General features: G+C 60.4%; 26 protein-coding genes and 1 tRNA gene. 11 read left to right on the top strand and 16 right to left on the bottom strand.

Going from position 1 to position 23,292, the window contains the following annotated elements; translation table 11 throughout:
* Positions 1 to 50: 50 nt before the first annotated feature.
* The 7 genes from ACPF9B_RS04770 to fabD form a co-directional block, all read right to left on the bottom strand.
* Positions 51 to 1,331: a DNA-packaging protein gene (locus ACPF9B_RS04770; RefSeq protein WP_424180354.1), complete on the bottom strand. Its 1,281-nt coding sequence runs from the start codon at positions 1,329 to 1,331 to the stop codon at positions 51 to 53.
* The gene (locus tag ACPF9B_RS04765) at positions 1,300 to 1,668 is read right to left on the bottom strand and encodes a hypothetical protein (RefSeq protein WP_424179596.1); all 369 of its coding nucleotides are present in this window, start codon (positions 1,666 to 1,668) and stop codon (positions 1,300 to 1,302) included. The genes ACPF9B_RS04770 and ACPF9B_RS04765 overlap by 32 nt, the downstream gene beginning before the upstream one ends.
* Before the next feature lie 159 nt (positions 1,669 to 1,827).
* On the bottom strand, positions 1,828 to 2,985 hold the full coding sequence (mltG, locus tag ACPF9B_RS04760; RefSeq protein WP_424179594.1) for an endolytic transglycosylase MltG: 1,158 nt from the start codon (positions 2,983 to 2,985) through the stop codon (positions 1,828 to 1,830).
* The gene (gene fabF / locus ACPF9B_RS04755) at positions 2,985 to 4,247 is read right to left on the bottom strand and encodes a beta-ketoacyl-ACP synthase II (protein WP_007205101.1); all 1,263 of its coding nucleotides are present in this window, start codon (positions 4,245 to 4,247) and stop codon (positions 2,985 to 2,987) included. Before fabF ends, mltG begins: the two co-directional genes overlap by 1 nt.
* A 152-nt stretch (positions 4,248 to 4,399) precedes the next feature.
* The gene (locus ACPF9B_RS04750) at positions 4,400 to 4,633 is read right to left on the bottom strand and encodes an acyl carrier protein (RefSeq protein WP_007205102.1); all 234 of its coding nucleotides are present in this window, start codon (positions 4,631 to 4,633) and stop codon (positions 4,400 to 4,402) included.
* A gap of 158 nt (positions 4,634 to 4,791) precedes the next feature.
* Positions 4,792 to 5,529, bottom strand: a complete 738-nt coding sequence (gene fabG / locus ACPF9B_RS04745; RefSeq protein ID WP_424179591.1) for a 3-oxoacyl-ACP reductase FabG — start codon at positions 5,527 to 5,529, stop codon at positions 4,792 to 4,794.
* A 10-nt stretch (positions 5,530 to 5,539) separates the two neighbouring features.
* Entirely contained in the window at positions 5,540 to 6,478 is a 939-nt protein-coding gene (gene fabD / locus ACPF9B_RS04740) for an ACP S-malonyltransferase (protein ID WP_424179589.1), read from the bottom strand.
* A gap of 168 nt (positions 6,479 to 6,646) precedes the next feature.
* On the opposite strand from fabD, the gene ACPF9B_RS04735 reads away from it, so the two are divergent.
* Complete coding sequence (locus tag ACPF9B_RS04735) at positions 6,647 to 7,840, top strand: cytochrome b/b6 domain-containing protein (RefSeq protein ID WP_424179587.1); 1,194 nt, start codon at positions 6,647 to 6,649, stop codon at positions 7,838 to 7,840.
* Between the two features lie 90 nt (positions 7,841 to 7,930).
* Here ACPF9B_RS04735 and ACPF9B_RS04730 read toward each other — a convergent pair whose 3' ends face one another.
* Entirely contained in the window at positions 7,931 to 8,500 is a 570-nt protein-coding gene (locus ACPF9B_RS04730; RefSeq protein WP_424179585.1) for a YceI family protein, read from the bottom strand.
* 103 nt (positions 8,501 to 8,603) lie between these two features.
* Complete coding sequence (locus ACPF9B_RS04725; protein WP_424179583.1) at positions 8,604 to 9,164, bottom strand: hypothetical protein; 561 nt, start codon at positions 9,162 to 9,164, stop codon at positions 8,604 to 8,606.
* Between the two features lie 264 nt (positions 9,165 to 9,428).
* Between ACPF9B_RS04725 and rpsF the strand changes: the two genes are divergently transcribed.
* The 4 genes from rpsF (at position 9,429) to ACPF9B_RS04705 (ending at position 11,378) form a co-directional block, all read left to right on the top strand.
* Positions 9,429 to 9,830, top strand: a complete 402-nt coding sequence (gene rpsF / locus ACPF9B_RS04720; RefSeq protein WP_007205108.1) for a 30S ribosomal protein S6 — start codon at positions 9,429 to 9,431, stop codon at positions 9,828 to 9,830.
* A 19-nt stretch (positions 9,831 to 9,849) separates the two neighbouring features.
* A complete protein-coding gene (gene rpsR, locus ACPF9B_RS04715) occupies positions 9,850 to 10,077 on the top strand; it encodes a 30S ribosomal protein S18 (RefSeq protein ID WP_007205109.1) in 228 nt (75 codons plus the stop codon).
* A 9-nt stretch (positions 10,078 to 10,086) separates the two neighbouring features.
* Positions 10,087 to 10,668 carry a 50S ribosomal protein L9 gene (rplI, locus tag ACPF9B_RS04710; protein WP_007205110.1) on the top strand — a complete coding sequence of 194 codons (582 nt, stop codon included), beginning with the start codon at positions 10,087 to 10,089 and terminating at the stop codon, positions 10,666 to 10,668.
* Positions 10,669 to 10,808: 140 nt separating this feature from the next.
* Positions 10,809 to 11,378, top strand: coding sequence for a GNAT family N-acetyltransferase (locus tag ACPF9B_RS04705; protein ID WP_424179580.1), 570 nt, complete (start codon positions 10,809 to 10,811; stop codon positions 11,376 to 11,378).
* A gap of 178 nt (positions 11,379 to 11,556) precedes the next feature.
* Here the strand turns inward: ACPF9B_RS04705 and tig are convergent, their stop codons facing one another.
* Both tig and ACPF9B_RS04695 read right to left on the bottom strand, forming a co-directional pair.
* Positions 11,557 to 12,888, bottom strand: coding sequence for a trigger factor (gene tig / locus ACPF9B_RS04700; RefSeq protein WP_424179578.1), 1,332 nt, complete (start codon positions 12,886 to 12,888; stop codon positions 11,557 to 11,559).
* A 23-nt stretch (positions 12,889 to 12,911) separates the two neighbouring features.
* Positions 12,912 to 12,996 (bottom strand) — tRNA-Leu (locus ACPF9B_RS04695).
* Positions 12,997 to 13,479: 483 nt separating this feature from the next.
* Between ACPF9B_RS04695 and ACPF9B_RS04690 the strand changes: the two genes are divergently transcribed.
* Both ACPF9B_RS04690 and glnA read left to right on the top strand, forming a co-directional pair.
* Complete coding sequence (locus tag ACPF9B_RS04690; RefSeq protein ID WP_007205114.1) at positions 13,480 to 13,818, top strand: P-II family nitrogen regulator; 339 nt, start codon at positions 13,480 to 13,482, stop codon at positions 13,816 to 13,818.
* Between the two features lie 70 nt (positions 13,819 to 13,888).
* Complete coding sequence (glnA, locus tag ACPF9B_RS04685; protein ID WP_007205115.1) at positions 13,889 to 15,295, top strand: type I glutamate--ammonia ligase; 1,407 nt, start codon at positions 13,889 to 13,891, stop codon at positions 15,293 to 15,295.
* Positions 15,296 to 15,603: 308 nt separating this feature from the next.
* Here glnA and ACPF9B_RS04680 read toward each other — a convergent pair whose 3' ends face one another.
* Positions 15,604 to 16,209, bottom strand: a complete 606-nt coding sequence (locus ACPF9B_RS04680) for a biotin transporter BioY (RefSeq protein WP_424179576.1) — start codon at positions 16,207 to 16,209, stop codon at positions 15,604 to 15,606.
* A gap of 87 nt (positions 16,210 to 16,296) precedes the next feature.
* A complete protein-coding gene (locus tag ACPF9B_RS04675) occupies positions 16,297 to 16,719 on the bottom strand; it encodes a DUF6314 family protein (protein ID WP_424179574.1) in 423 nt (140 codons plus the stop codon).
* 92 nt (positions 16,720 to 16,811) lie between these two features.
* Between ACPF9B_RS04675 and purB the strand changes: the two genes are divergently transcribed.
* Positions 16,812 to 18,119: an adenylosuccinate lyase gene (purB, locus tag ACPF9B_RS04670; RefSeq protein ID WP_424179572.1), complete on the top strand. Its 1,308-nt coding sequence runs from the start codon at positions 16,812 to 16,814 to the stop codon at positions 18,117 to 18,119.
* 26 nt (positions 18,120 to 18,145) lie between these two features.
* Here purB and ACPF9B_RS04665 read toward each other — a convergent pair whose 3' ends face one another.
* A complete protein-coding gene (locus ACPF9B_RS04665) occupies positions 18,146 to 18,784 on the bottom strand; it encodes an acyl-homoserine-lactone synthase (RefSeq protein WP_007205119.1) in 639 nt (212 codons plus the stop codon).
* 119 nt (positions 18,785 to 18,903) lie between these two features.
* Positions 18,904 to 19,512 carry a helix-turn-helix transcriptional regulator gene (locus ACPF9B_RS04660; protein ID WP_007205120.1) on the bottom strand — a complete coding sequence of 203 codons (609 nt, stop codon included), beginning with the start codon at positions 19,510 to 19,512 and terminating at the stop codon, positions 18,904 to 18,906.
* Between the two features lie 243 nt (positions 19,513 to 19,755).
* Here ACPF9B_RS04660 and ACPF9B_RS04655 point away from each other — a divergent pair, with 243 nt between their 5' ends.
* From ACPF9B_RS04655 to ACPF9B_RS04645, 3 genes are all read left to right on the top strand, one after another.
* Positions 19,756 to 20,136 carry an autoinducer binding domain-containing protein gene (locus ACPF9B_RS04655; protein ID WP_424179569.1) on the top strand — a complete coding sequence of 127 codons (381 nt, stop codon included), beginning with the start codon at positions 19,756 to 19,758 and terminating at the stop codon, positions 20,134 to 20,136.
* Positions 20,137 to 20,182: 46 nt separating this feature from the next.
* Complete coding sequence (locus tag ACPF9B_RS04650) at positions 20,183 to 21,220, top strand: FliG C-terminal domain-containing protein (RefSeq protein ID WP_007205122.1); 1,038 nt, start codon at positions 20,183 to 20,185, stop codon at positions 21,218 to 21,220.
* Between the two features lie 179 nt (positions 21,221 to 21,399).
* Positions 21,400 to 22,392 (top strand): lysophospholipid acyltransferase family protein, encoded by a 993-nt coding sequence (locus ACPF9B_RS04645; RefSeq protein WP_424180352.1) that lies wholly within the window; start codon positions 21,400 to 21,402, stop codon positions 22,390 to 22,392.
* Here the strand turns inward: ACPF9B_RS04645 and ACPF9B_RS04640 are convergent.
* Entirely contained in the window at positions 22,389 to 23,078 is a 690-nt protein-coding gene (locus ACPF9B_RS04640; protein WP_007205124.1) for a DUF1223 domain-containing protein, read from the bottom strand. The genes ACPF9B_RS04645 and ACPF9B_RS04640 overlap by 4 nt on opposite strands.
* Positions 23,079 to 23,292 lie beyond the last annotated feature (214 nt).

Below are 23,292 nucleotides of genomic sequence, written 5' to 3'. Positions count from 1 at the left end.
GAAAAATACTCCCGCGCGGCGCGCCCGAGCAGCCCGCAGGGCTGCGACGGCTACAACCCCCTGATCTGGGGGTGGCGCCAGCTTTGGCCCGGGCCGATCATCAGGTCGTGGATCGCCCAGACCAAAGCATCGACACGGTCGGGCGATCCGCGGCCCTGATAGCCCGCGCCGGTCATCTGGCACATCTGGTCCTCCAGATCGCCAAGCCCGCGCAGGTGCCGCACGCGGCCCTGTTCATAAAGGGCGGCGACAGGTTCGGCGCGCGCGATCTTGCCACGGCTGGCATGGACCGCGCGCAACGGCACCAGCGGGTCGATCTGGCGGATCACGGCAGCGACCATGTCACCGCCCTGGTTCACCTCGGCCACCAGCCGGTCGGCATTGTGGCGCGCCATGGCACCAATGGCAGCGCGCGCCCAGGTATCGGGGCTGGCGCCTTGCAGGCTCGCGTCTTCGAGCACATAGGCGCGCCAGTCCTGCACCGGCCCTGCCATCACCACGCCTGCGACGATCATCCCGCAGGCATCCGATCCGGCATGGGCCGTAGTGGGCGGGTCGATCGCGACGACAATCCGCGTCAGCGGCGGTGCTCTGTCCACCTGACAGGCGGCCAGCGCGCCCATCTGCCATAAGGCGCCATCCACATCATCGAGCATCACGCCTTCGAGTTCCTGCCGCCCCAATGCCGTGCCAGCATATTCCGCCGTCATTTCCGCCAGAAAGCTGTCGGCGAGATTGGCGCGATTGGCGCTGGTGGGCGCATGGGTGACGACGGTGCTGGGCCGGTCCAGCAATTTGCGCAGCAAGGCCTGCCGGCGCGGCGTGGTCGTCACGCAGACGCGCGGTGCATCCCCCAGCCGCAGCCCGAATTGCAGCATGTCCCATGTGGCCGCAGCCTTGCGCCATTTGGCCAGCTCGTCCACCCAAGCGGCATCGAACTGGGGGCCGCGCAGCGCCTCTGGGTCTTGGGCGGAAAACAGCGTGGCCTGCGCGCCATTGGGCCAGACCAGCATCTGGCGGGTGGCGATCCATTTGGGGCGCGCGTCAGGCGGGCAGACCGCCATGATCCCGCTGTCGCCGAACACCATCACCTCGCGCGCCTGGTGATAGGTTTCGCCGACCACCGCGATCCGGCGCGCACCACTGGCCACCATGCGGCGCACCCATTCGGCGCCCGCGCGCGTCTTGCCGGCCCCCCGTCCACCCAAGATGACCCAGGTCCGCCAATCGCCCGGCGGCGGCAATTGATGCGGCATCGCCCAGAAGGCAAACAGATAGGGCAGCGCCTGCAATTCGGCGTCACTCAGGCTGGTCAGGAACGCCTGTTGCACCGAGACTGGCGCGGAGGCGATCAAATCTGCGCCCAAGCTCGTCGCGGATGCTGTCAAGGTCGGCGCTGTCAGCGGGGTTTGCGGTTTGGGCAGCATTGAAAGCCTCCTCTGCGGTCAGCACCTTGAGATGCGCCGCGATCAATTGATCCATACGGGTGATAATCGTGCGGGGGGTATCTTCGGTCAGATCGTCGGTGATCCGCAGGCTGTGGTCCAGCAAGGCGCGGATTCGCGCGAACAGGGTTGTGATTTCCGCCACCCGCGCCTGAGCCTGTGCCTTGGCCTGAGCCTGGGCCTTGGCCTGCGCGGTGGAATCGTGGTCGTGTCGTGCAGTCATGGTGTTGTGACCTGTTAGGAGCCTTCCGCAGGTCGAGTGGGCGACGATCCCGTCACGCCATCTAGCGGGCCGATCCTATCGCAAACCGGCACAAAACGCAACAAAGGGCCGCCCGAGCAGCGGGCGACCCTTTGTCAGTTTCTTTATCTTTTCAACGGATTACTGGTTTGATTCGCGCTCGGCCTCGATCCGGCGCCAAATGGCCACCGCGCGGTTATGGTCGGCCAGATTGGTGGTGAACGTATGCCCGCCGGTGCCATTAGCGACGAAAAAGATATAATCGGTTTCATCGGGATTGACCGCTGCGGCGATACTGGCCTGACCTGGATTGGCAATTGGCGTCGGCGGCAAACCGTCGATCACATAGGTGTTCCACGGATTATCATCGCGCAATTCGCTTTGCCGGATGCCGCGGCCCAGCACGCCCTGGCCACGCGTCACGCCATAGATCACGGTGGGGTCGGTCTGCAAACGCATCCCCTGCCGCAGGCGGTTGACGAAGACGCTGGCGACCTGCCGGCGTTCGTCGATCTCGCTGGTTTCCTTTTCGATGATGCTGGCAAGGACCAGCATTTCGGCAGGGCTGTCCAGCGGCAGGCCGTCCTGCCGGTTGGCCCAGGCCGTGGCGATGGTATCGTTCTGCCGCGCCGTCATTTGCGCCAGAATAGCAGACACCGGCGCGCCGGGGGTGAATTCATAGCTGGCAGGGGCCAGCGATCCTTCGGGCGGGGTTTCGGTGACATCGGCATCCAGCGTGCTGATGCCGCGCAACGCGTTCAGCACCTGCCAGCTGGTGACACCTTCGGCCAGCACGACGCGAAAACGGGTATCGGCTTGCGCGCGAACCTCAGTATAGATCGCGGGGTCGTCTTGGGACAGCGGGTCAAAGCTGGCACGCTCCACGAAACGGTTGGTCGCGGGGTCCAGTTCGCGCACCACGCCTTGCAGCTGGTTCACACCGATGCGGTAAATCACCTCGGTGCCGCAGCTATTGGCACCGCCGCGCGTGATGATATCCATGATCTGTTCCATCGACGCCGCTTCCGGCACAAGGAAACTGCCCGCTTTCAACAGGCCCGATGTCTCGCTGTAATCGGCACCGATGCGCAGGATCGTGCCGTTGCTGACAGCCCCCTGCGCCACCAACGCATCCGTGACCCGTGACATCGACGCGCCGCTGGGCACCTGAAAACAGATCGCTTGGGCCAAGGGGCCGGGGTCGCGGTATTGTTTCGTCCCCCAGCCAACAGCCCCCGCCAGCAAGAACAGCGCGACCGTGAAAAAGGTCAGGAAATTCGCTGCGATATGTCGCCACATCAAGCGATTTTCCCGAAAATCACGCTGGCATTGGTGCCCCCGAAGCCAAAGGAATTCGACAGGGCAATGTCGATCCGGCGTGCGCGTTTGGTATTGGCACACAGGTCCACGGTGGTTTCGACATCGGGATTGTCCAGATTGATCGTCGGCGGAGCCACCTGATCGCGGATCGCAAGGATGGAAAACACCGCTTCAATCGCGCCAGCAGCCCCCAGCAGGTGGCCGGTCGCCGATTTGGTCGAGGACATGGTCAGTTTCGCCGCGGCCTGCGGCCCGACAAGCCGTTCCACCGCGCCCAGTTCGATCGTATCGGCCATGGTCGATGTACCATGCGCGTTGACGTAATCAATCTGCGCGGGGTCGATGCCGGCATTGCGGCAGGCAGCGCGCATCGCGCGTTCGGCACCTTCATGGTCGGGCGGCGGGGCAGTGATGTGATGGGCGTCACCGGACAGACCGTACCCCAACACCTCGGCATAGATTTTCGCACCGCGCGCCTTGGCATGTTCATATTCTTCGAGCACGACGATCCCTGCCCCCTCGCCCATGACAAACCCGTCACGGTCACGGTCCCAGGGGCGGCTGGCTTTGGTCGGATCATCGTTATGGGCGGTGGACAAAGCCTTGCAGGCGTTGAAACCGGCAATGCCAAGCTCGCAAATCGCGGCCTCTGCGCCGCCTGCGATCATCACATCGGCATCGCCGAACATGATCAGGCGGGATGCGTCGCCAATCGCATGCGCGCCGGTGGAACAGGCGGTGACAGGCGCATGGTTCGGCCCGCGAAACCCGTAGCGGATCGACACCTGACCAGAGATCAGGTTGATCAACGCGCCGGGCACAAAGAAAGGCGACACGCGGCGCGGCCCTTTTTCGGCCATCATCACGGCGGTATTGGCGATGGAATTGAGACCACCAATCCCCGACCCGATCATCACGCCCGTGCGTTCAAGATCGGCAGGGTCTGTGGGCTGCCAGCCCGCATCCTCGATCGCCTGCTGGGCGGCGGCCATGCCGAACAGGATAAAGGTATCGACCTTGCGCTGTTCTTTGGGTTCCATATAGGCATCGGCGTTGAACGTGCCGTCACTGCCATCACCCAAGGGAACCTCGCAAGCATATTGCGTGGTCAAACGACTGGGATCAAAGCCGGTGATCTTGCCCGCGCCAGACGCACCGGCCAGCAGGCGTTCCCATGTTTTTTCAACCCCGTCAGCCAGCGGCGTGACCAACCCCAACCCAGTTACAACGACACGACGCATCTGATGTCCTCACCCTTTTGGTGTATTTTCGACTTGATACCCCAGCCCACCCACACGGGGCAAGGGCGGGGATGATGGCACGGGCGCAAAGCGACGCGCCAAAGCAAAACGGCGCCCCGAAGGACGCCGCCCGCAACCCCGCAGGGCTGAATTTATTGCGCGCTGGAAATGAATTTCACGGCGTCGCCAAAGGTCTGGATCGTTTCGGCAGCATCATCGGGGATCTCGATCCCGAATTCTTCTTCGAACGCCATTACCAATTCGACGGTATCAAGGCTGTCTGCACCCAGATCATCAATGAAGGACGCAGTCTCCGTCACTTTGTCTTCTTCAACACCAAGATGCTCTACAACGATCTTGCGTACGCGGTCGGCCACATCGCTCATGTCAATTCCTCATGTCTTTCTGGGCAGCTGCCCGTTTTCAGATTCCCTTGCGGGATTTAGCAAAGCGGGCATTCACCGCATCTTCAAGCTGCGAGGCTCATAGCAGAGAATTTCGTCTTGGCAAACGATTTCCCCGCCCGCCTGGTTCCCCGCCTGGTTCACAGCATGGCCATCCCGCCATTCACATGCAAGGTGCTGCCGGTGACATAACCGGCCTCTTGGCTAGCCAGATACAACACCGCCGCCGCGATCTCGTCCGCCTCGCCCATCCGGCCTGCGGGGACTTGTGTCAGGATCGCGGATTTCTGGTCGTCGTTCAGCTTGTCCGTCATGGCGGTGGTGATGAAACCGGGCGCCACGCAGTTCACGGTGATGCCCCGGCTTGCGACCTCATAGGCGATGGATTTCGACATGCCGACCATGCCGGCCTTACTGGCCGCATAATTCGCCTGCCCCGGATTGCCGGTGGCCCCGACGATGGACGAGATATTCACGATACGGCCCCAGCGCGCTTTCATCATGCCGCGGATCACGCCTTTGCACAGGCGCATGGTCGATGTCAGATTGACCTCCAGCACCGATGACCATTCCTCGTCCGACATCCGCATGAACAGGTTGTCGCGGGTGATGCCGGCATTATTGACCAAAATATCGACAGACCCCATCAGATCGGCGGCCTGTTTGGGCAGCGCGGTCACCGCCTCGGCATCCGACAGGTTGCAAGGCAGCACATGGGCGCGATCGCCAAGCGACGCGGCCAGCGCCTGTAGCGGTTCAACCCGTGTGCCGGACAGCGCGACGGTCGCACCGGCGTCATAAAGCGCCTTGGCAATCGCGCCGCCAATGCCACCTGACGCGCCCGTAATTAGTGCCGTTTTTCCAGTTAAATCAAACATTTGTTTTCCTTTATTCATGCAGTGCAGCAGCCATGGCCACCACATCCTCGGGGGTGCCAATGGCGGTGGCGGCCAGATCACGGTTGATCCGCTTGACCATGCCGGACAGGGCCTTGCCCGCCCCGATTTCATAGACATCCGTCACACCCTGCGCCGCCATGAAAGCCACGCTTTCGCGCCAGCGCACCGACCCCGTGACCTGTGCGACCAGCAATTTGCGGATCTGCGCAGGGTCGCTGACAACATCGGCCAGCACATTGGCGACCAGCCCCACGACAGGCGGGGTGATCGACACGCCATCAAGCGCCTGCGCCATCACATCGGCCGCAGGGGCCATCAGGCTGCAATGAAACGGCGCAGAAACAGGCAGCAGCATGGCGCGCTTGGCCCCTTTGAGTTTCGCAATCTCCAGCGCGCGTTCCACCGCGGCCTTGTGGCCAGAGACAACCACCTGCCCCGGATCATTGTCATTGGCAGCCTCGCAAACCTCGCCTTGGGCGGCTTCTTCGGCCACAGCGCGGGCCTGATCAAAATCGAGACCCAGCAACACGGCCATCGCGCCCACACCCACCGGCACGGCATCTTGCATGGCACGCCCACGGACGCGCAACAGGCGCGCGGTATCGGCGATGGTCAAGGCGCGCGCCGCGGCCAGGGCGGCATATTCGCCAAGGCTGTGACCAGCCACGAAACGGGCGGCGGTCACATCCACGCCTTCGGCCTCCAGCGCGCGGATCGTGGCCAGCGATGTGGCCATCAACGCAGGCTGCGCATTCTGTGTCAGGGTCAGCGTGTCGATATCGCCCTCCCAGATCAGCGCAGACAGGTTTTCGCCCAACGCGTCGTCAACCTCGTCAAACACGGCCTTTGCCGCCGGATAGGCCATCGCAAGCGCGCGCCCCATCCCGATTGTCTGCGCCCCTTGGCCGGGAAAAACGAATGCCCGCATCGAGAGCTTCTCCTTCAAATTGTTCGATCATGCGGGTTTACCCTGCGCAACCGGACACGGCAAGCAGACTGGGCCTCGCGCAGAATTGCACATTGTCTCTGCATGGTGGCGTCTATGCGCGGCGCGGCTTGGCTGCTATCTGGGGGCGATCGTAACGAGGATTTAGCAATGTCAGTATCCAATACCGCCCGCAGCTATGGCACCGTCACCAAGACCTTTCACTGGCTGACCGCGCTTTTGATCTTGATGATCGCGCCTTTGGGGATGATCGCACACGATCTGCCTTACGGCACCGATGCGGAACTGGCGCAAAAGGCGTTTTTGTTTTCGCTGCATAAAACGCTTGGGGTCACGGTGTTTTTCGTGGCGCTGGCGCGCATTCTATGGGCGCTTGGGCAGGTCAAACCGGGGGCGTTAACCGCGCCCCACAGCGCGCAAGCAATGATCACAAGCCTTGTGCATTGGCTTTTATATATCAGCATTGTCGCTGTGCCACTTACCGGCTGGGTGCATCACGCCGCGACCAGCGGCTTTGCCCCGATCTGGTGGCCCTTCGGCCAAGACCTGCCATTGGTGCCAAAATCCCAAAGCTTGGCCGAGGTCACAGCGGTCCTGCATGGGCTGTTCAGCCAGATCATGATCGCATCAATCGCCTTGCATGTTGCTGGGGCGTTCAAACATCACCTGATCGACAAAGACGCAACGTTGCGCCGGATGTGGTTTGGCAAAACCAACGCAGCGGGCTTGGGCGGGGCGCATGGCAGCTGGCGCGCGCCGGTGGCGGCACTGGCGATCTTTGCGCTGACGGGCGGCATTGGTGCGGCGGTGGCTCTGGTCCAATCGTATGATACAGCCGCACCGGCCCAAATCGCGCTGGAACAGGTCAGCGCCGGTTGGACAGTGACCGATGGCCAGATCAGCATTGGCATCACCCAATTGGGCAGCAATGTGCAGGGCAGCTTTGCCGATTGGACCGCCGCGATCGACTTTGACCCTGCCGCCACCGGCATCGCGGGAGAGGTCAGCACGACCATTTCGATCCCATCGCTGACGCTGGGGTCAGTGACATCGCAGGCGATGGGGGCAGATTTCTTTGACAGCGCAACCTATCCGACGGCGCGCTTTACCGGCGCGATCATCGCAGAGGCCGGCAGCTATACCGCCGATGGTGTGCTGGCGATCAAAGGCAGCGAAGTGCCGGTCCGCTTTCCTTTCGATCTGACGGTCGCGGGCGATACCGCAGAGATGTCGGGCACCCTGACACTGGACCGGCGCGATTTCGGCATCGGCGCGTCGATGGCGGATGAAAGCAGCCTTGGCTTTGCGGTGGATGTAACGCTGTCAGTCCGCGCAACACGCTAGGAAGGGGGCGCCCCCTTCCCCCCGCAAAAGGCACAAAAAAACCGCGCTGGATTTCGCCAGCGCGGTGTCATGTTTTGCGGTGATGGCGGCTTATTCGGCCTGCATCGCCTCGATCGAGATCATCACTTCGACTTCGTCGCTGACGAAAGGCGCGAAATTGCCGACGTTGAAATCGGACCGCAGCAAGGTGGTTGTTGCATCAAAACCGGCCCAGCCCTTGTTTTCCATCGGATGCATACCGGCCTGGTTCAGCGTGGCGTCCAGCACGACGCTTTTGGTCACGCCGTTCAGCGTCAGATCACCCGTGATCAGCGCGGTGGTGTCGCCGGTCACTTCGATCCCGGTAGAGGTAAAGCTCACCATTTCATCATCGGCGGCATCAAAGAAATCCGCGCTCATGAAATGGTTGAAACGGCCTTCCCAGCCGGTCAGCATGGTGCGCACAGGAAACGACACATTGACCGATGACGCGGCAGGGTCTGCCTGGTCAAAGTCGATTTCGCCGTCAAAGCCCGAGAACATGCCATAAGTGGTCGAGAACCCAAGATGGTTATAGCTGAACACGATCTGGCTGTGGCTGGCGTCCAGAACATAGGTTTCGGCGACGACAGGCGCGGCCAACAGCATGGCAAGGGCGGCGGTCGAAAGGATCTTTTTCATGGGTCAACTCCAATGTTTATACGATTCCCATACGCCCGTTTGCGTCCCAAAACACAATTGCGCAAATCCGAACATACAGTGTTCGATGACACGCGATGCGCGATCAGGTAACGCGCGGATCGCCTGTCACATCACGCGCAAGGCGGTCGTGCAACGCGTCCAACCGGGGCGCGCTGGCCATGGCGATGCAGATCGACAGCACGGTGTCATTGCCCTGCAGGACCAGCAGCGCGGTGCCACTTGCGTCATCGCGTTGCGTCAGGATATCGGTGATCTGGGCAAAATCATGCGTTCGCAGGATCGTCGGGCGGCCCGCACGGTTACGGATCACCTGATGAATCTCGCGGATACTGGTGTCGATATGGATCTCGGTTCGGGTGCCACGGCTTGCGAACCATAACAGATAGGCCGCCACCGCCCCCAAAAGCGCCACCACAGCCATGCGAAACGGGGTCAGCGCCACGCCAAACATCAGCGGCGTCAGCGTTGCCACGCCCGCAGCCATGACCAGGCACGCCATGCCCAACACCAAACAGGCCGATTGCAGCAGAACAAAGCCGAAGGATTCGCCCCTCTCACTGCGGATCAGATAGCCCCAATAAGTATCTTCAACGGCGACCAACGGCTGCGGTTTGAAAAATGCCATGATCGTGTCATTGCTCATCTGGGTCGGGTTCCTCCTTACCGACCCAGCATAGCCGCAAAAGACGACCAGAAATGGGCAACAGCAAGGCCGCGTCTGGCAAATGGGCCGCATCTGACCGAAGCCAGGCAAAACAGGCCGCCAAGGCTTGCATTGCAGCCCAAGCTGCGTATAAGGCGGCATCCTTCTGCGGATGTTATGAACTGCGCAGTCTCTCGTGGATGGGGTGCAGAAGGCTCACTGCCCCATTCTTTGAAATGCGCCGAGAAAAGAACTGGAGTATGCATGCCGCTGTATGAGCATGTGATGATTGCGCGTCAGGACTTGTCCAACACGCAAGCCGAAGCCCTGATCGAACATTTCGGGACCATTCTTGCCGACAACGGTGGCAAGCTCTTGGAAAACGAATATTGGGGCGTCAAGACGATGGCCTACAAGATCAACAAGAACCGCAAGGGCCATTACGCCCTGCTGCGCACCGATGCGCCCGCACCAGCGATCCAGGAAATGGAACGCCTGATGCGCCTGAACGAAGACGTCATGCGCGTGCTGACCATCAAGGTCGATGCCCACGAAGACGGCCCATCCGTGCAGATGCAAAAGCGCGAAGAGCGTGGCGACCGTGGCGATCGCCCCGATCGTGGTGACCGCGGTGACCGTGGCGGCGAACGCCGCGAACGTCGTTGATCAGTAAAGGATAGCAATCATGGCAACCAAACCATTCTTCCGCCGCCGCAAGTCCGATCCGTTCGAAGGCACTGATGCGCCAAAGATCGACTATAAGGACACACGCACGCTGCAGCGCTATATCTCCGAGCGTGGCAAGATCGTGCCCGCCCGCATCACTGCTGTCGGTTCCAAGAACCAGCGCGCTCTCGCCCGTGCGATCAAGCGTGCCCGGTTCCTTGCCCTGCTGCCATACGCTGTAAAGTAAGGACATATCATGGATATCATTCTTCTCGAACGCGTGGCAAAACTCGGTCAGATGGGCCAAGTCGTATCCGTCAAGGACGGCTATGCCCGCAACTTTCTGCTGCCACAGGGCAAAGCCCTGCGGGTGAACGCGGCCAATATGGCCCGTTTCGAGGCTGAAAAGGCCCAGCTGGAAGCGCGCAACCTCGAAACCAAGAAAGAAGCACAGGCCCTTGCAGACAAGCTTGATGGTCAGCGTTTCGTCGTCATCCGTTCCGCCTCTGACGGTGGTGCGCTTTACGGTTCGGTCACGCCACGCGATGCCGCCGAAGCCGCAACAAAAGCCGGTTTCAGCGTCGACAAAGGTCAGATCGTTCTGACCGGCGCGATCAAGGACCTTGGCCTGCATGATGTGCTGGTCAACCTGCACCCCGAAGTCACTGCCACGATCACGCTGAACGTCGCCCGTTCCGCCGAAGAGGCCCAGCTTCAGGAAGCCGGCAAATCCATCGCCGAACTGGCCGCCGAAGAAGAGGCAGCCGCCGAGTTCGAGATTCAGGAATTGTTCGACGACATCGGCGGCGCTGCCGACGGCGAAGACGACCGCGACTAAATCTTGGCGATACGTTATTAAAAAGGGCCGCGGCATTTGCCAGCGGCCCTTTTTGTTTGTTCGGTCCTCGGCCAGGCACATGTGTTGACACGTCCCCCCGTACCATGCGCTGCAACATTGCCTTATTGGAAAAGATCCAGATGTTTCAATTCCCCCATGACTTTGATCCTCAACCGTCACTCGCGAATGACATGCTTGAGCTTGCGCCGCTGGCGCGCACAGATATCGACGCGCTCGCCTTCGCGGCAAGTGATCCTGCCATTTGGGCTGGCCATCCGGCGCGGAACAGACACCAAAGAGACGTCTTCGACGGATATTTCACGGCTCTTCTTGATGTGGGTGGCACGCTGTTGGTGCGAGATCGCGCAACAGACGCGGTGATCGGATGCTCTGCATACTATACAGATCCGTCAGCCCCCTCGCGGCTATCAATCGGATACACTTTTCTGACCTGTGCATATTGGGGCGGCGCGACAAACTACGCGCTGAAAAGCCTGATGCTGGGTCATCTGTATCAGCATCATTCCGAAGCCTGGTTTCATATTGCGCCACAGAATATTCGGTCGCAAACAGCGACGATGAAACTTGGTGCGGTTTTGGCGCATGACGCTGATCTGGATCTGGGCGGCGGCCACCAACCCTGGCGGTGCTATTGCCTGTCCCGCGAATCTTGGACGCATAAAGTATCCAGTCGCGGCACAAAAACCTGACGACAGGCCAAACCAGCCCATACAGCAGATTTCCGGCGCGACAGGGCTGTCGAGATCATCGTCAAGACCACTTGCACGCCCTTTGTCCGAATGGCGTGACACCACGACATGTCAAAGCAACATTTCACAAAAAAGGGCACCCGCAGGTGCCCTTTCCCGTCGCCGCATGGCGCAGTATTTATTCTTCTTCCAGCTTCTCGACCGCTTTTTGCAGGTCTTCCTTGCTGACGTCTTTTTCTGTCACAGTTGCCGCGGCGAAGATGTGGTCAACGACCTTGTCTTCGAACATCGGCGCCTGCAATTGCTGACGGAACTGCGCGTTCTGCTGCACGAATTCAAAGAACTGGCGCTCCTGACCGGGATATTGCCGCGCCTGGTTCATGATCGCCTGGGTCATTTCCTGATCGGTGACCTTCACCTCGGCCTTCTGGCCGATGTCAGCCAGCAACAGGCCCAGTTTCACGCGGCGTTGCGCCAGTGACTGATGCTCGTCGGTGGGCGTGATCTCGGGGTGATCGTGGCCGTGGACATCAGGGTTTTCCTCATGCCACAGCTGATGCGCGATCTGGTTGGCTTCGGCTTCGACCAGCGCCTTTGGCAGTTCGAAACTGACAACACCGTCCAGCGCATCCAGCAAGGCACGTTTGGCCAGCGCACGGGATGCACCGCTATATTCAGCCTCCAGACGATCCGCGATCTGGGTCTTGAGCGTGGCCAGATCCCCAGCCCCGAATTTCGCCGCCAGTTCGTCATTGATTTCCGGCGCTTTGGGCGCGCGGACATCCTTGATGGTACAGGTGAACACGGCTGTCTTGCCGGCCAGATGGGCGGCCTGATATTCTTCGGGGAAGGTGACTTCGACATCCTTGACGTCGCCGGTCTTGACCTTCAGCAACCCGTCCTCGAACCCGGGGATGAAAGAATTGGACCCCAGAACCAGCGGGTAATCCTCGGCGGTGCCACCTTCAAAAGCTTCACCATCGACCTTGCCCACGAAATCCAGAACGACCTGGTCGTCCTTTTTGGCTTGGGTTTTCTTGGTCTCATAGGTCATGGCCTGCGGCGAAGCTGCCAGGTTGTCCAGGGCTTCCTGCACGGCGGCGTCATCGGCCTTCACGACCATGCGCTCCAGCGTGATCTTGGCGAAATCCACGGCCGGAATATCGGGCAGCTTTTCATAGGACACATCGACCAGCACGTCATCGCCGGGCTTCCAGTCGGGGTTGGACATCTTCATCTCGGGCTGGCCCGCAGGGCGGTCACCGCTGCTGTCCAGATGGTCGCGCACGGCAGAATCGATGCTGTCCTGCATCGCTTCGCCCATCAGGCGTTCGCCATATTGCTTGCGCAGCAATGCCATCGGGACCTTGCCCTTGCGAAAGCCTTTCATCTCGATGGTTGGCTGGGCTTCTTTGAGCTTCTCTTCAACCTTCGCGTCCAGCTCTGCCGCTGTGACGGTGATGGCATAGCCGCGCTTGAGGCCGTCGTTCAGGGTCTCGGTGACCTGCATGTGTTGTCCTTTTTTTCACTACCTGGTGCGGGTGGAGGGACTTGAACCCCCACGCCTTGCGGCGCCAGAACCTAAATCTGGTGCGTCTACCAATTTCGCCACACCCGCATGATCAAAAGGGGCAGGTTTTCACGCCTGCCCCATGTTGGGCGCTGTCTAGCAAAGCTGGTGGCGGGATGCGAGAGGAAAAATCGCCTGCGCGCCACAGCGTGAAACGGGTGCAGAACGCGGCAGGGCTTTGCAGGTCCGGTGCAATCGGCCCCGGCCCACCCTTCCCCATCTTCCGAGCCGAAATATCCCGGGGGTCCGGGGGCTGGCCCCCGCAGCATGGCATCCCGGCGCGTGGCATCCCGCCGCAGCCGCCGCAATCCGCCCCTGTGGAAAGGCGGTGATTTGGGCGACCGTCAGCAACTATGTCAAAAGATGGGCTTTAAAGTTTTCATTAAGCATATTATTTGTGCAAGCAGCCTAATATGCAATCACATGCATCTGTTTCCGGCGGCACATCCGCGTCAGGACTTTGCCACGAATTGTCCCCGTGCAACAGAAATGGTCTCACCACTGTGACCGAAATCCAAGGAGTCGCATGCCATGAAAAAGATCGAAGCGATCATCAAGCCGTTCAAGCTGGACGAGGTGAAAGAAGCGCTGCAAGACATGGGCGTGCAGGGTCTGTCCGTGGTCGAGGTCAAAGGCTTCGGGCGTCAGAAAGGCCATACCGAACTTTACCGTGGTGCGGAATATGTCGTCGATTTCCTGCCCAAGGTCAAAATCGAGGTTGTGTTGCCCGACGATCAGGTCGATGGCGCTATCGAGGCCATTATCTCCGCTGCCAAAACCGACAAGATCGGCGATGGCAAGATTTTTGTTTCCTCCGTCGAGCAGGCCATCCGCATCAGGACTGGCGAATCCGGCGACGAAGCTCTTTAACACCGCTTGCCGCCGCCCGGTTGGGCGTACGCCAAGCAAAACCCGAGATGCTACAGAAAGGTGCCCAAGAATGGACAAGAAAGCTGTTCTCAAACTGATCAAGGATGAAGAGGTCGATTACGTCGATATCCGCTTCACCGACCCGCGCGGCAAGTTGCAGCACGTCACCGTGGTTGCCGATCTTGTCGACGAAGACTTCCTTGACGAAGGCTTCATGTTCGACGGCTCGTCCATCGCCGGCTGGAAATCCATCGACCAGTCCGACATGAAACTGATGCCCGACGCCTCCAGCGCCTATGTCGATCCGTTCTATGCGGAAAAGACGATCTGCATCCATTGCAACGTTGTCGAACCCGACACGATGGAACCCTATGACCGCGACCCGCGCGGCACCGCCGTCAAGGCCGAGGAATATCTGAAATCTTCCGGTGTGGGCGACACGGCCTATTTCGGGCCAGAGGCTGAATTCTTCGTCTTCGACGATGTGCGTTTCAGCGTTTCGATGAACAAAGTGTCCTACCAGGTCGATGCGCTCGACGGCGCATGGAACACCGACACCGAATATGAAATGGGCAACACCGGCCACCGTCCCGGCATCAAGGGCGGCTATTTCCCGGTCAACCCGATCGACGATGCGCAGGAAATGCGGTCCGAAATGCTGTCCACGATGAAGCGGATGGGCATGAAGGTCGACAAGCACCACCACGAAGTGGCGTCTTGCCAGCACGAACTGGGCCTGATTTTCGGCACGCTGACCAAGCAGGCCGACGAGATCCAGAAATACAAATATGTCATCCACAATGTGGCGCAGGCTTATGGCAAATCGGCGACCTTCATGCCGAAACCCATTGCTGGCGACAACGGCACCGGCATGCATGTGAACATGTCGATCTGGAAAGATGGCAAGCCTTTGTTCTCGGGCGACAAATACGCCGATCTGTCACAAGAGGCGCTGTATTTCATCGGCGGTATCTTGAAGCATGCCAAGGCGCTGAACGCGATCACCAACCCGACCACCAACAGCTACAAGCGTCTGATCCCCGGATTCGAGGCCCCCGTGCTGCGCGCCTATTCCGCACGCAACCGGTCGGGCTGTGTGCGTATCCCATGGGCCGAATCGCCCAAGGCAAAACGCGTCGAGGCCCGTTTCCCCGACCCAGCCGCCAACCCCTATCTGGCCTTTGCCGCGCTGTTGATGGCTGGCATCGACGGGATCAAGAACAAGATCGATCCCGGCCCGTCCTCGGACAAGGATCTCTATGACCTGCCGCCAGAAGAGCTGGCATCGATCCCGACTGTCTGCGGATCGCTGCGCGAAGCCCTGCAAGAGCTGGAAGCAGATCACGAATTCCTGCTGGCCGGTGACGTGTTCACCAAATCCCAGCTCGAAGGCTATATGGCGCTGAAGTGGGAAGAGGTTTACGCCTACGAGCACACACCGCATCCGATCGAGTTCAAGATGTATTACAGCTGCTAAACGCAGGCTGTTTGCAAACATGCCCCGCCTGAGAAATCAGGCGGGGTTTTTTGTTTTGTGAATGTGCCGGCAACAACAGGTCACATCTCTCTACAGGACCGGGGTATGCAGGGCTGGTCTATGCAGGACTGGTCTATGCAGGACTGGTCTATGCAGGACTGGGCATCCACCCGCGTGGCCGAAAGACTTTGTCAAACGCCTTTCGTTGCCCGCCAAGAATATGCGGCGCATATTTTTTCTGCCCCCATCGCATGAAAAAAGCGCGGACCTTTCAGCCCGCGCCTTGTATCTCTCAGCCTTGTCCGCGCTTATTTGCGCGCGTCACCGATCAGCTTCCACAGGCCCGGCACCAGCAATGCCGCCAGCCCCAGTTTCAGCGCATCGCCCAGCAGGAACGGCGTCAGCCCCCAGGCCAGGATCGGCTGGTCCAGACCGTAAAGCACGGCAAGCCAGGCCAGACCCGGTACATAGATCAGCACATTGCCGATCAGCATGGCAAGCGCCATCAGCACGACCGACCGGTCCCAGCCCGCGCGCGCCGCATAACCCAGCGCCAGTGTTGCCAGCACATAGCCGACCAGATAGCCGCCGGTGCTGCCCATCATATAGCTGATCCCGTTCAGATCGGCGGTCGAGCTTTGGAATACGTCAAACCCCAACATCCCCACGATCATCCAGCCCAGAATCGTCGTCAGCCCCAGACGCGGGCCATAGGCCGCACCGATGGTCAGCACGGCGAATGTACCCATGCTGATCGCGACGGGGCTGCCGGGAACCGGCACCTTGATCTTGGCCATCACGGCCAGCAGCACGATGCCAAGGACGACCATCAGCGCCTGCTTGACGCGCAGGGCGGTGCCTTCGCTCGGGCCGAAAACCTCGGTCATGACGGATTTGTTGAGTGCGAGGGCCATCTGCCACTCTCCCCTGTTTGTGATTACCTGTGTGATTTATCGCTGATGCCACGTCGCAGCGCAAGCGATCCGCGCGTAAGGTGGATTTTAATCCGCCCGACGCCTATAATCCGTCACAGAGGTATAATCCTTGCGCGGCCCCCGCACATCCCATGTCGCGCGCCAATCCGGCCAGCGGGTGAAATCATAAACAACGGTATAATGATCGTCCCCGCAGGGATGATCCGTTCCCGCCGCCTGCCCCGCAGGCGCAAAGCTGTGAAAATCGCGCCCATCCTCGAACCGGACTGTGACCAGCCCCTCTGCGACTTCCCACAGATAGCGCCGCACGGCCTGCATCACCGGCGCGGTCCCGATCCGCATCTGCCCGGTTTCCATATAGATCAGCCCGTGCTCACCCGCAGGGTTCAAGACGGCCATGCCCGTAAAATCGCCCTGCATTGCCCCCTGCCGGTCGTCGATCCGGCGCAGAACTTGCCAGCGCCCTGCAAAATCATCCCGTCCCAACACCGTATCTGTCCCGTTCTTGGCTTGAGGCTTGGCCCCGTCCCTCTTATGACGCAAAGGCAACCCGCTGCCCAGACCAACGAAAAGGTGCCCCGATGATCCCACGTTATTCCCGCCCCGACATGACCGCCATCTGGGACCCCGCCACCAAGTTCCGCATCTGGTACGAGATCGAGGCCCATGCCTGCGACGCCCAAGCCGCCATCGGCGTGATCCCCGCTGAAAACGCTGCCGCCGTCTGGAAAGCCAAAGACGCCACCTTTGACGTCGCCCGCATCGACGAGATCGAGGCCGTGACCAAACATGACGTCATCGCATTTCTGACCCATCTGGCCGAAATCATCGGGCAGGATACTGCGCGTTTCGTGCATCAGGGCATGACATCATCGGACGTGCTGGACACCACATTCAACATCCAGCTGGTCCGCGCCTCTGACCTGCTGCTGGCAGGCATGGACCGCGTGCTGGCCGCGCTGAAAACCCGCGCGCTGGAACATAAGGACACGGTGCGCATCGGGCGCAGCCACGGCATCCACGCCGAACCGACGACGATGGGCCTGACCTTTGCGCGCTTTTATGCCGAAATGGACCGTAACCGCGCGCGTCTGGTCAATGCGCGCGCCGAAATCGCCACCGGTGCGATTTCCGGCGCTGTCGGCACCTTTGCCAATATCGACCCGAGCGTCGAGGAACATGTTTGCGCCCAGCTTGGCCTGATCCCCGAACCGATCAGCACACAGGTCATCCCCCGCGACCGGCATGCGATGTTCTTTGCCACGCTTGGCGTGATCGCATCGAGCATCGAAAACATCGCGATCGAGATCCGCCACATGCAGCGCACCGAAGTGCTGGAGGCCGAGGAGTTTTTCTCTGCCGGGCAAAAAGGCAGCTCTGCCATGCCGCATAAACGCAACCCCGTGCTGACCGAAAACCTGACCGGCCTTGCGCGGCTGGTGCGCATGTCGGTGATCCCTGCAATGGAAAACGTGGCGCTCTGGCATGAGCGCGATATCAGCCATTCATCGGTCGAACGCGCCATCGGGCCGGATACGACCATCACGCTGGATTTCGCGCTGCACCGGCTGGCGGGTGTCATCGAAAAACTGGTGATCTATCCCGAAAACATGCTGGCCAATATGAACAAATTCCGCGGGCTGGTGATGTCACAGCGCGTCTTGCTGGCGCTGACGCAGGCCGGTGTGAACCGTGAAGACGCGTACCGGCTGGTACAACGCAACGCGATGCGGGTCTGGGAACAGGGGGCGGATTTCAAAACCGAACTGCTGGCCGATGCGGACGTGCTGGCCGCCCTGTCACCTGCCGAGATCGAGGAAAAATTCGACCTTGGCTATCACCTGAAGCATGTTGATACGATTTTCGCGCGCGTGTTCGGCGCGCAGTAACAGGCCAAGCAGCAGCGCCGATGCGGTCACAGTGGTGCGTCTGCTTGCGGGCGCTGTGACCGCGTGGTGGGCTGTGACCTGCGCATGACCGCAGGCATGCGCATCGCGACGTAGCGGCGCGCATCGTGCAGGTTGACGTAAGAATCGCCGATGATCCGCGCCGCAAACCCCAGCTGCCGCAGCGTCCGCGCGAACACCGGCGGACAAAGTGCGATGATTTCCGTTGCACCATGCGCGCGGGCCTGCGCGACGATCCCGTCCAGCACAAGCGACAGACATGCAGCGCGGTCCGCCTGCGTTGTCACATCATCTGAAATGACGACACGGGTTGCTTCCCAGACCATCGGCGTGACCTCGGCATGGGGGATGATATCGGCTGGGATGCCGATCAGCTTGCCGTCCACCGCATCGCGCAACATATAGGTATGAGCCCCCCATTGCGCGGTGGTGGCCATCGCACGCATGCCGCCGATGACCTTGCCGTCGCGCAGCACCAGCGAATAATACGCTTTGGGATTATCGTATTGATCCATCTCGACCTGATCATCATGCGGGATATCCCAGCCCAGCTGATCAACGAAAAACCGTTTGCGCAGCGCAAGAAATTCGAAAAAGGCCGGGCCATGACGGTGCAGGTCCAAAAGATTGAAAGTAATATTTTCCATATCGACCCCTGAGCATTCAATCCACAGCCACGCAGTTGCGACAACCGGAAGTGTCGTCACGATGCCTCAAATTACGCTTTAATTGTAATTTATAAATTAAAAAGTTTAGGGGAAAGCGGTCAGATCAGACCGTATTGGCTGGCAAGGGCGGCGGCTTGTGTGCCGGTCTTTGCCCCCAGCTTGAGCTTGGCATTCTTCAGCCGCTGTTTCACGGCGCCTTCGCTGACCTTTAACTGAAAGGCAATTTCCTTTAACCGCCGGCCGTCCTTGATCATGCCCAGGGCCTCGATCTCGGCCTTGGTCAGATTCGTGGGCGGGGCTGTTTCGGTGTGGCGGCGGGTCAGATAGACCTGCAACAATTTCGCCTCCAGCGTGCTGAACTCCCGGTCAGACCGCGTGAAAGAGGCCAGTGACCGCTGCTGATCCTTGCTAGCGTCGAACACCGACACCGTCAGACCGTAGCGCATCCCGAATGACCGGGCCTGCGCCAAAACGCGCTTGGGATCGTCCAGCGTGATCTCGCTCCAGCGGATGCAACCGACATTGGAATAGGCCCATCTGACCGTCGGATCATACAGCATAAAGCGTTGTTTTGTATAGTGATCTATCCAGTCAGACGACAAGGCATTGGTTTCTTCAATCGGGAAGGCAAAGCCGATACGCAACGCAATATAATAACCGGCGGGAGCAAGCTGTCCGATCTCGGCCGGACCGATTAAAACAGACATCAGCTCCCCTTGACGAGCCCCACACATGAGAAAGCTCTTGTTGCTGCGCCCTGCATCACACTAGACTGACCCATGCGTTTTGTTTGCAGTGGCAAAATGATAAACCTGACATGGCAACCGTAAAGCGAGTGTTCCGTGCCTAATAAACAGTTGCAGATTACCAGTATTTTGGGGCGTTTCAATGGCCTGGCACCAGATGGATATGCAATAGGCCTTAATATTGCGTATACGACGCCACGTTTCATGTTTCAAACCTATCCCAAGGCTTGGCTTGACTATTATTCGGGAAATGGGCTGATCATGTCCGACCCGATGGTGGCATGGGGTTTTGAAAATGCCGGCATTGCGCGCTGGTCGGAATTGGACGATCCGGCAGGCGTTATGCATAAGGCGGCCGAATTCGGGCTGGCGCATGGCGTCGTGATTGTCGCATTATCCAATGACGACCGCAGCATCTGTGGATTTGCCAAAAATACCGCGGAATTCACTGATGCCGAAATAGATGAATTGGCCGAAAACGTTGCAGCCCTGCATGCGCTGACCGCCGATCTGTTGCGGCTGGACCCCGAAACGGTCGCGCAGCTGCGTAAGATGTCAATCATGGTGACGCATCCTGGATCCTGACAGGGTTGGCAAGGGTTTGTTTACAGCTCTGCGCTAGGGTCAGGATATGAGCTATATGTCCGACATCCATTCCGCTGCGGCGATGACGCGCCGCCGCAAGGCCGCCATCGTGGTGCAGATGCTGATCGCCGATGGCGGCAGCATGCCGCTGGCTGACCTGCCCGAACATCTGCAGGAATTGCTGACCGGCGAATTGGCCCGTTTGCGCCGGCTGGACCGGGTGACAATGGACGCGGTGGCCGAAGAATTCGCCTCTGAACTTGACGCCATGGGCATGGCCGCCCCCGGCAGCCGCGACAATGCGATCACGGCGCTGGCCGATCACCTCAGCCCAAGCTTGGCCAGCCGCCTGCAAGCGCAGATGGACAGCGTGCGCAACGGCGATCACTGGCCTGTGGTGGCCGATCTGGCGGTGCCGGTGCTGGCGCGGATCATGCAATCGGAAAGCATCGAAATCTGCGCTGTCACGCTGTCAAAACTACCTGTGGCCAAGGCGGCAGAAGTGCTGGCAAAAACGCCCGGCGACCGTGCGCGCCGGATCACCTATGCGATGTCGGTGACGGGCGATGTGACGCCTGATGTGGTGCGGCGCATCGGGCGCGCGCTGGCGCAGGAATATGCGCATCCCCCCGCCACCGCCTTTGACAAAGCGCCCGTGCAGCGGCTTGGCGCGATCCTCAATTCCGCCACCACCGACACGCGCGAGGATGTGCTCGAAGGTTTGGGTGCAAAGGATCCGGACTTTGCCAGCGATGTGCGCAAGGCAATTTTTACCTTCAAGGACATCGCGCCACGGGTCAAACCAAACGATATTTCCACCTGTACCCGCGCGGTCGATGCAGCCGTTCTGTCCACGGCGATTGCGGCGGCGCTGGCAGGCGATGCCGATGTGGTGGCCTCGGCGGAATATGTGCTTGCCAATCTGTCGCAGCGCATGGCGGCCCAGCTGCGCGAAGATGCGGCGGAACGCGGCCCGATCAAAAAGGCCGATGCAGAGGCTGCGATGTCCGCGATCACCACCGCCGTGCGCGAACTGGCCGATGGCGGGCTGATCGTGCTGCGCGACCCCGATCAGGAGGAATGACAAGGTAAGGTGGGTCATGCCCCACCCGACGGATCACCCGATGCAAGGATCGCTTTATCGCGTGGACAGCACGGCACGATCCGCTTAATCCTTGGGCATGACACAGCAAAACAGCATCACCGCCCGCCGCTGGTATGATACAGGCGGGTCTTGGTCCCATGGGCGCAGCTGGCCTCATGATGGTGCCGCGCATTGCGCCCCCTCTGCGGACGGATACCGATGCTGGCCGTGACCGACCGCGCCAATCTGCGCAGGATCGCCCCCGCCACGGCAGCACCGCGGCGGTGACCGATCCCGACCAGATCACCGGCAGCCTGGCCGACCGTGCCGCTGACCTTGCCCTGCGAGGCCTGATCGGCAGTGCGCGCCGCCTGCCCTATGCCGCGCGTGTTCGGCTGATGGGGGCTGTGCTTGCGCGCGGGATCGCGCCGCTGGCAGGGTACCGCAAAAGGGCCGAAACCCATCTGGCGCTGATCTATCCCGATATGGAAACCGCCGACCGACGCCGCCTTGCGCGCGCCTGTTGCGACAATTTCGGCCGCACCCTGATCGAGAATTACTGCTGGCGCGATTTGGCCATCCATCTGGCTGGCACCCTGCCCACTGGCCCCGGCGTTGCGGCGCTGGAACAGGCTGCCGCCGCCAAACGCCCAGTGATCTTTGCCACTGGCCATTTCGGCAATCACGAGGCCCCGCGCCAGGTGCTGACCGGTCTGGGCTATGACATTGGCGGGCTGTACCGGCCGATGCAGAATGCGTTTTTCAACGCCCATTATGCGCGCACCATGACATCCTGGGGCGGGCCGGTCTTTGCACAGGGCCGCCAGGGCACGATGGGCTTTGTGCGCCACCTGCGCGGCGGCGGCATGGGCACCTTGCTGTTCGATGTCGCGGCCAATGGCCCCGCGATCCCGTTTATGGGCCAGCCCGCGCATACCGCGACATCCATCGCCGATATCGCGCTGCGCACCGATGCGCTGGTCATTCCCTATTACGGTCTGCGCCAGCCCGACGGGCTGTCCTTTGCGGTCGTGCTGGACGCCCCGATCGACACCGGCACCCCGCTGGCGATGATGCAGGCGCTGACTGCGTCACTGGAACGCCAGATCGCGGCCAATCCCGCGCAATGGTTCTGGGTACATCGGCGTTGGAAACCGCGCACAGGCAGCTAGCGCAGCCGCGCCGCCCCCATGATCGCGCCATGCCCCGCCTGCTGGATGATGGCGACAACAGCCTCCGGCCCGTCGGCCTGCACCTGCATGGCCAAGGGCGCGGCCCCGTCCCATTGCCCCAAAAGCACCCAGGACGTGACGATATTGGCGTAATCCACCGTATTGCCCGCGTTTTCGCCGTTTCTGATCGCCACTGTCTGATGCGGCACATAACGGACCAGCTGCACGTCATAGACGCCCACAGCCCCCGGCCCCGCGTTCAGCGAAACCAGATCCCCCGACCGGACCAGCCGCAGATCGAACGGATAGGGCTGACTGGCATGGGCCTGCAATGCATCCATCACCTGCATCGGGCGCGATCCGACGATCTGGTCGATCCCGCCGACGATCATTTGCGGCGTATAGATCATCTTTGCCTGTGCCGCGCGGGCATAAGCCTGTTGGCGGGCGGTATGTTCTGCCTTGCCGAACAGATCGACCCAGCCAAGATAATCCCAGTAATCCACATGCAGCGCCAGCGCGATCACATCGTCACGCGGGGCCAATGCGCGCAGCATATCATCGGCGGGCGGACAGGATGAACAGCCTTGCGAGGTATAAAGCTCCACCACCACCGCATTATCCTGGGCTGCGGCCTGTGTGGCCAACAGGCCGATCAGCCCAAGTGCTACTCGTAAATGGCGCATGTTCAATCCCGACTGACGCTGTCCAACCCGTTTAGGCAAAAAAGGGCCGAAATGCCAATCAACCAATTGCGACTGTCTTGTGTACAATGTTTCAATCAGATTCCGGCAAAAAGCCATCTATTGTGTGCAATGGTATACAATTTTTCATCTACCCCCCTTGATCGGCCATCGCACATCGGGCAAAAGCGCAGCAATAGCCTTGCTTTGCATAAGC

This window comes from Yoonia sp. TsM2_T14_4, assembly GCF_049602355.1.
GTDB classification, from domain to species: domain Bacteria; phylum Pseudomonadota; class Alphaproteobacteria; order Rhodobacterales; family Rhodobacteraceae; genus Yoonia; species Yoonia vestfoldensis_A.
The sequence above is the reverse complement of the archived record's forward strand: the minus strand, read 5'-3'. Positions and strand labels throughout refer to the sequence as shown.

Excerpts from the sequence above, each read along its gene's own strand:
- ACPF9B_RS04765 (WP_424179596.1), bottom strand. The coding sequence starts at position 1,668 with ATGACTGCACGACACGACCACGATTCCACCGCGCAGGCCAAGGCCCAG.
- ACPF9B_RS04645 (WP_424180352.1), top strand. The coding sequence starts at position 21,400 with ATGGTGCCGCGCATTGCGCCCCCTCTGCGGACGGATACCGATGCTGGC.
- tig (WP_424179578.1), bottom strand. The coding sequence starts at position 12,888 with ATGCAGGTCACCGAGACCCTGAACGACGGCCTCAAGCGCGGCTATGCC.
- ACPF9B_RS04735 (WP_424179587.1), top strand. The coding sequence starts at position 6,647 with ATGTCAGTATCCAATACCGCCCGCAGCTATGGCACCGTCACCAAGACC.
- rpsR (WP_007205109.1), top strand. The coding sequence starts at position 9,850 with ATGGCAACCAAACCATTCTTCCGCCGCCGCAAGTCCGATCCGTTCGAA.
- ACPF9B_RS04750 (WP_007205102.1), bottom strand. The coding sequence starts at position 4,633 with ATGAGCGATGTGGCCGACCGCGTACGCAAGATCGTTGTAGAGCATCTT.
- ACPF9B_RS04665 (WP_007205119.1), bottom strand. The coding sequence starts at position 18,784 with ATGGAAAATATTACTTTCAATCTTTTGGACCTGCACCGTCATGGCCCG.
- fabF (WP_007205101.1), bottom strand. The coding sequence starts at position 4,247 with ATGCGTCGTGTCGTTGTAACTGGGTTGGGGTTGGTCACGCCGCTGGCT.
- ACPF9B_RS04660 (WP_007205120.1), bottom strand. The coding sequence starts at position 19,512 with ATGTCTGTTTTAATCGGTCCGGCCGAGATCGGACAGCTTGCTCCCGCC.
- fabD (WP_424179589.1), bottom strand. The coding sequence starts at position 6,478 with ATGCGGGCATTCGTTTTTCCCGGCCAAGGGGCGCAGACAATCGGGATG.
- fabG (WP_424179591.1), bottom strand. The coding sequence starts at position 5,529 with ATGTTTGATTTAACTGGAAAAACGGCACTAATTACGGGCGCGTCAGGT.
- ACPF9B_RS04680 (WP_424179576.1), bottom strand. The coding sequence starts at position 16,209 with ATGGCCCTCGCACTCAACAAATCCGTCATGACCGAGGTTTTCGGCCCG.
- ACPF9B_RS04690 (WP_007205114.1), top strand. The coding sequence starts at position 13,480 with ATGAAAAAGATCGAAGCGATCATCAAGCCGTTCAAGCTGGACGAGGTG.
- rpsF (WP_007205108.1), top strand. The coding sequence starts at position 9,429 with ATGCCGCTGTATGAGCATGTGATGATTGCGCGTCAGGACTTGTCCAAC.
- ACPF9B_RS04650 (WP_007205122.1), top strand. The coding sequence starts at position 20,183 with ATGAGCTATATGTCCGACATCCATTCCGCTGCGGCGATGACGCGCCGC.
- ACPF9B_RS04730 (WP_424179585.1), bottom strand. The coding sequence starts at position 8,500 with ATGAAAAAGATCCTTTCGACCGCCGCCCTTGCCATGCTGTTGGCCGCG.
- glnA (WP_007205115.1), top strand. The coding sequence starts at position 13,889 with ATGGACAAGAAAGCTGTTCTCAAACTGATCAAGGATGAAGAGGTCGAT.
- rplI (WP_007205110.1), top strand. The coding sequence starts at position 10,087 with ATGGATATCATTCTTCTCGAACGCGTGGCAAAACTCGGTCAGATGGGC.
- ACPF9B_RS04725 (WP_424179583.1), bottom strand. The coding sequence starts at position 9,164 with ATGAGCAATGACACGATCATGGCATTTTTCAAACCGCAGCCGTTGGTC.
- ACPF9B_RS04640 (WP_007205124.1), bottom strand. The coding sequence starts at position 23,078 with ATGCGCCATTTACGAGTAGCACTTGGGCTGATCGGCCTGTTGGCCACA.
- mltG (WP_424179594.1), bottom strand. The coding sequence starts at position 2,985 with ATGTGGCGACATATCGCAGCGAATTTCCTGACCTTTTTCACGGTCGCG.
- purB (WP_424179572.1), top strand. The coding sequence starts at position 16,812 with ATGATCCCACGTTATTCCCGCCCCGACATGACCGCCATCTGGGACCCC.
- ACPF9B_RS04655 (WP_424179569.1), top strand. The coding sequence starts at position 19,756 with ATGTTTCAAACCTATCCCAAGGCTTGGCTTGACTATTATTCGGGAAAT.
- ACPF9B_RS04705 (WP_424179580.1), top strand. The coding sequence starts at position 10,809 with ATGTTTCAATTCCCCCATGACTTTGATCCTCAACCGTCACTCGCGAAT.